Source organism: Micromonospora sp. NPDC047707 (genome assembly GCF_040704235.1).
In the GTDB taxonomy this organism is placed as follows: domain Bacteria; phylum Actinomycetota; class Actinomycetes; order Mycobacteriales; family Micromonosporaceae; genus Micromonospora.
In genome coordinates this window covers 1-5,113 of record NZ_JBEYSU010000091.1, presented here as the reverse complement: position 1 = coordinate 5,113, position 5,113 = coordinate 1, and the positions used below count along the sequence as shown (strand labels likewise).

General features: G+C 73.9%; 6 protein-coding genes. 2 read left to right on the top strand and 4 right to left on the bottom strand.

Annotated features, from left to right (window positions below; all coding sequences use genetic code 11):
* Nucleotides 1–156 precede the first annotated feature (156 nt).
* Together AB0873_RS31635 and AB0873_RS31630 are read right to left on the bottom strand one after the other, a co-directional pair.
* Nucleotides 157–1,608 (bottom strand): MFS transporter, encoded by a 1,452-nt coding sequence (locus AB0873_RS31635; RefSeq protein WP_366604391.1) that lies wholly within the window; start codon nt 1,606–1,608, stop codon nt 157–159.
* A gap of 36 nt (nt 1,609–1,644) precedes the next feature.
* Nucleotides 1,645–1,881, bottom strand: a complete 237-nt coding sequence (locus tag AB0873_RS31630; RefSeq protein ID WP_366604390.1) for a hypothetical protein — start codon at nt 1,879–1,881, stop codon at nt 1,645–1,647.
* A 179-nt stretch (nt 1,882–2,060) separates the two neighbouring features.
* Between AB0873_RS31630 and AB0873_RS31625 the strand changes: the two genes are divergently transcribed.
* Together AB0873_RS31625 and AB0873_RS31620 are read left to right on the top strand one after the other, a co-directional pair.
* Entirely contained in the window at nt 2,061–3,209 is a 1,149-nt protein-coding gene (locus AB0873_RS31625) for a geranylgeranyl reductase family protein (RefSeq protein WP_366604388.1), read from the top strand.
* A 116-nt stretch (nt 3,210–3,325) separates the two neighbouring features.
* The gene (locus AB0873_RS31620) at nt 3,326–3,502 is read left to right on the top strand and encodes a hypothetical protein (RefSeq protein WP_366604387.1); all 177 of its coding nucleotides are present in this window, start codon (nt 3,326–3,328) and stop codon (nt 3,500–3,502) included.
* A 74-nt stretch (nt 3,503–3,576) separates the two neighbouring features.
* Here the strand turns inward: AB0873_RS31620 and AB0873_RS31615 are convergent, their stop codons facing one another.
* The gene (locus tag AB0873_RS31615; RefSeq protein ID WP_366604386.1) at nt 3,577–4,236 is read right to left on the bottom strand and encodes a nucleotidyl transferase AbiEii/AbiGii toxin family protein; all 660 of its coding nucleotides are present in this window, start codon (nt 4,234–4,236) and stop codon (nt 3,577–3,579) included.
* Nucleotides 4,233–4,574 (bottom strand): hypothetical protein, encoded by a 342-nt coding sequence (locus AB0873_RS31610; RefSeq protein ID WP_155332158.1) that lies wholly within the window; start codon nt 4,572–4,574, stop codon nt 4,233–4,235. Before AB0873_RS31610 ends, AB0873_RS31615 begins: the two co-directional genes overlap by 4 nt.
* Between the last annotated feature and the right edge of the window lie 539 nt (nt 4,575–5,113).

The window sequence follows — 5,113 nt, the reverse complement described above, 5'->3', positions numbered from 1 at the left end:
CGCGCCACTCGCCGAGAGGCGACCTGCACACCGACACCCCAGCGCCGCCCCCGAGCCCACACCGGGCCCGGGGGCGGCACTGCCTCAACAGCAGGAAGAACCCAGCCTGTACCTCTGAAGAGCTGAACCGGCCGGCCGGCGTACCCCCGGAAGAGCTCAGCCCCGGCGGCTGCGGAGGATGTCGACGAGGGCCGCGACCAGCGCGAGCGCGATGGTGCCGCTGGCGATCAGCAGTGAGTGGCGGAAGGCGACCGACCAGTCGCCGCCGCTCGCGGCGAGGGCGGAGAAGAAGGTGGAGCCGACGGCGGCGATGCCGGCGGCGGAGCCGATGCGCTGCCCGGTCTGGAGCATGCCCGCTCCACTGCCCGCCTGACCGACCGGGACCTGGGAGAGGGTGAGGGTCTGGTTGGGCGCGATCACCAGGCCGCTACCGAGACCGGCCAGCAGCAGCGGTGCGGCGGTCCACCACGGTACGGGTACGCCGGCGGGGACCCGGTCCAGCGCGAGGACGACGCTGAGCAGGCCGCCGACGACGGCGAGGAGCCCGACCGCGACGAGGGGTCGGCCGTACCGGTTGACGATCCGGCCGCCGATGGCGGACGCGGCGGCCGAGCCCAGGGCGAACGGGGTGATGGCCAGGCCGGCGACGAGCGCGCTGTAGCCGAGGCCGTTCTGGAGGTACAGGGTGAAGACGAAGAAGATGGCGGTGAAGCCGCCGAAGTAGATCAGCGCGATGAGCGCGCCCAGCCCGTACGACCGGACGCCGAACAGCCGCAGGTCGAACAGCGGCTCGCGGCGGCGGGCGTACCACCGTTCCCATCCGGCGAAGCCGGCCAGCGCGAGCAGCCCGGCCGGTACGAGCAGCCACTTGGCCGGGTTGCGCCACTGCTGCTGTACCAGGGGCAGCAGGACGAGCAGCACGCCGATCCCGAGCAGCACCACGCCGAACGGGTCCAGCCGCCGGTGGTCGGGGCGGCCCCGCGGTCGGTGGGGGAGCAGCCGCCAGCCGAGGGCGACGGCGAGGACGCCGACGGGCACGTTGACGAAGAACACCCACCGCCAGCCGTGTTCGGTGCCGCCGACGTGGATGAGCAGGCCGCCGAGGAGGGGGCCGACGGCGGTGGAGATGCCGATGGTCGCGCCGAGCAGCCCGAACGGCCGGGCCCGTTCGGGGCCCTGGAACAGTTCCTGGATCAGCCCGGTCACCTGCGGGTTGACCACCCCGGCGGCGGCGCCCTGGAGCAGGCGGGCGGCGACCAGCCAGGCGGGGGAGGGTGCCAGGCCGGCGGCGGCGCTGGTGACGGTGAACAGGGTGATGCCGACGACGAAGGCGGTACGCCGGCCGTGCGCGTCGCCGAACCGGCCGGCGGGCACGAGCACCAGCCCGAAGGTCAGCGCGTACCCGGACAGCACCCACTGGAGGTCGCTCGGGGACGCTCCGAGTGCGCGCTCCATCGACGGGACGGCGACGTTGACGATGCTGACGTCGAGCAGTGTCATGAAGGCGGCGACGAGACCGACTCCGAGGGCCGGCCAGCGCCGCCGGAGCCCGGGTGGCGGGTCGCCGGCGGGGCGTGCCGTCGGGCCCGGAGACGGACGATCACGCATACGCTGACCGCTACCCCGAGCCCTGGTGGTGAAGCGTCACGCAAGCTGCTGCGCGCAGAACCGCGGGCCGAAGTCCAGGCCGGCCATCGGCGAGTCCTCGCGGTGCAGGAGGTTCTTCTGGGTGAGCTGGTGCAGGGGTGCGCGGAGCTGCTCCTCGGTCAGCCCGGTCTCCTCGGCGATGAGGTCGGGGTAGGGGACCTGGCCACGCGCTTCGAGGGCCGCGACCGCGTCGTACACCCGTTCCTCGACCTCCGACAGTTGCACCTGCTGCATGTCGTCCTCCTTCGGTACCCGCCCACGGTGCAGGCGGCCTGCGCCGCGGTTACCCGGCGGGTGACCGAAGATGCTCACCCGATCGGGCGGTGTGGGGTGCCGCGCCGTCCCGTGTGACGGGCCGTTTCGACCTCGCCTCGGCTCGACATGATCGGCAGGACAGGCCCTAGGCTGCAGCGGTGACCTTCTGGGATCTCGCGGTGGTGGGCGGGGGTCCGGCGGGCCTGTCCGCCGCGTACGTGGCCGCCCGCGCGGGTGTCCGCACGCTGGTGGTGGAGCGTGCCGCGCATCCGCGGTACAAGACCTGCGGCGGCGGCCTGATCGGCACGTCCCTTGCCGCGGTGGGCGACCGGGTCGAGGTGCCGGCGCACGACCGGGTGGACCGGGTGACGTTCACCCGGGACGGGCGAGGCCGGTTCACCCGCCGTCACGCCGAGGGGCCGCTGGTGACGATGGTGCGCCGGGAGGAGTTCGACGACCGGCTGCGGGCGGCCGCGGTCGCCGCCGGGGCGGAGCTGCGCCAGCGGGTCGCGGTCCGCGCGGTCGAGGAGGTTCCCGAGGGGGTACGCCTGCGGCTCGCCGGCGGGGAGGCGGTGACCGCCCGTACGGTGATCGGCGCCGACGGGTCCTCCGGGGTGACCGCCCGGCACGTGGGTGTCCGCCACCGGCAGGTGGACCTGGGGCTGGAGTTGGAGCTGCCGGTGCCGCCGGCGGAGCAGGCGCGCTGGCGGGGCCGCGTGCTGCTGGACTGGGGGCCGCTGCCCGGCTCGTACGCGTGGGTGTTCCCGAAGGGCGATCTGCTCACGGTGGGGGTGATCGCGGCGCGGGGGGCGGGGGAGCGGACCCGGGCGTACCTGCGGTCGTTCGTGGAGCGGCTGGGTCTGTCGGGTGTGGAGCCGGTCCACGACTCCGGCCACCTCACCCGCTGTCGCCGTGAGGATTCGCCGGTGCGTCGGGGGCGGGTGCTCGTGGCGGGTGACGCGGCCGGTCTGCTGGAGCCGTGGAGCCGGGAGGGCATCAGCTACGCGCTGCGCTCCGGCGCGCTGGCCGGCGCGGCGGTGGTCGCCGACGACCTGCCGGGGTACGAGCGGGGGGTGGCCGAGGCGTTGGTGCCGTCGATGCGCGCCGGGCACCGCTTCCTCGACGCGTTCACCCGCCGGCCGGAGGTTTTCCACGCGCTGCTCGCGACTCCACCGGGCTGGCGGATGTTCGTGCGGTTCTGTCAGGGGCGGGCGAGCTTCGACGAGACGTTGGCCCGGATGCCGGTGCGGGCCGCGCTGGCGCTGGTGGACCGCCTCCCCGCACGCTCCTTTCCCATAGGATCCTAGGACGCTCTACGCGGTGTGACGGGCAACGGATTCACCGCCTGGCCAGCGCCCGGGATCGTGGCTGGCCAGCCGACCAGGGGCGGGCGGAGAATGAATGCCGACGAGGGAGGCGCCCGATGAGTGAGCCGCCGTTCACCGACGACGAGTACGCCTTCCTGCGGCACGCCCGGTTCGGCGAGCTGCCCCCGGCGGCCCGCCCGGAGGAGCGGGTCGAGCTGACCGAGACCGAGCCGCGTCGGGACCGCCCGGAGCCGGACGACCCGCACCGCTGGGACCTGCGGCACGGCGCCTGACCCGAGCCGCGGCGGGGCGGCTCCCGGGTGCGGTGGGCGGCGTCAGGTTGGCCCTGGCCGACGCGGGTGGACGGTCAGCGGGGCCAGGTGGTGAAGCGGTTGCGGACGTGCGCGACGCCGGCGGCCCCCAGGCCGTAGCGGGCGAAGCGGGCGTCCGGCAGCCGGTCGAGGTAGCGGCCGGCGTCGCGGACGTCCGTCGGGTCCAGGCCAGGGTCGAGCTGCCAGGCGAGCGCCAGCAACTCGGCGACGTCGTGCCGGTCGAGGGCCGCCGCCACGTCGATGTAGTCCCGGACCTCGCGCCGATTCACCAGGGCGGCGGTCTTGCTGGCCATCAGGTCCCGGACGTCCATCACCGGGCCGAGGTCCATCACGACCGGGCTGCGGTGCCGGTCGAGGCGGGCCAGACTGAGCCGCAGCTGCCGCCCGTCCCGGCTCACCACGAAGTCCCGCAGATCCCGGTCGAAGCCGTCGAACAGCCCGGCCAGCTCACTGTCCGGATCCGCGTCCTCCACGACGAAACCGGCGCGCTCCAACGCCACCCGGACGTCCCCGGCCGCCGCCGCGGCGGCCCCCTCGACGTCGGCGAACAGGTCCACGTCCTCGGTCGGGCGGGTCACCAGCCCGTGGGCCGCCCACGCCACGCCACCGCCCAGCACGAACCGGTGCGGCCCGGCCGCCGACAGGGCCAGCCGGGCCACCTCCCGGTAGAACCCGTGCAGGTGCGCGGTGGTCACGCCGTACGGAGACCCGGGTGACGGCTCTCCCACGCCTGGCGTACGCCTCGCGGCAGGTTGAGCAACCGCCACACCCGTCGCAACGTCCGGCCGTTGATCAGATCGCGAAGATCGTCGGTGCGGGTGGTCTCCCGCAGGACGTTCTCGTACATCCACAGCAACTGGTCCGGGTCGCCCAGGTCGAAGCGGCGGTCCGGGCACCACATCAGCCGTACCGGCAGCTCGACGACGCCCCGGGTCGGGCCGGCCAGCTCGGCGAGCGTACGGGCCACCACAGCGGGTCGGCCGGGCCGCGCCTGATGGGGCACGCCGGCTGCCGTGGGGGAGAGGCCCTGCATGGTGTCAGCGTAACGCCAGACTGGCCGGGTGGGTGGTGCCGGCTCAGCCCTGTTCCGTGGCGAGATCTTGGAAGGGCTGGGCCCCTGGAGGGGCCGAATTCTTCCATGATCTCGATGCGTCACCTGCGCTGGCTGGGTGGTATGTCCGGTTGGTCTGTGCCGTGTCAGGCCGGGTGTCCGGTTTGGGGGTGTGGTCGGCGGCATCCCGGGGGTGGAATGGGGACGGGGGCGGGGTCGTTACATCACCTGGACGATCGAGTAGGGCCCGCCTTGATGGCAGGGTGAGCGGCCCCGGAATGATGGCGGCCGCCCGGTCGTTACATCTGGTCCCGGCACCACGAGCGCCGCCCACCCCGCAGGGTGTGGCCTGCGGATTCCCCGGGTTGCCGGTCTTGTTGCACCCCGTCTGGTCCACCCCCTGGGCCCTGGACGGGATCCCCCCAAGTCTTTCGAGTGCCTGAGTGGTGCTCGCACCCCGCCGTGATCCCCCTCGTGGTGGTGGTGTCGATCCCCCGAATGGAGCTTGGTCATGAACACGA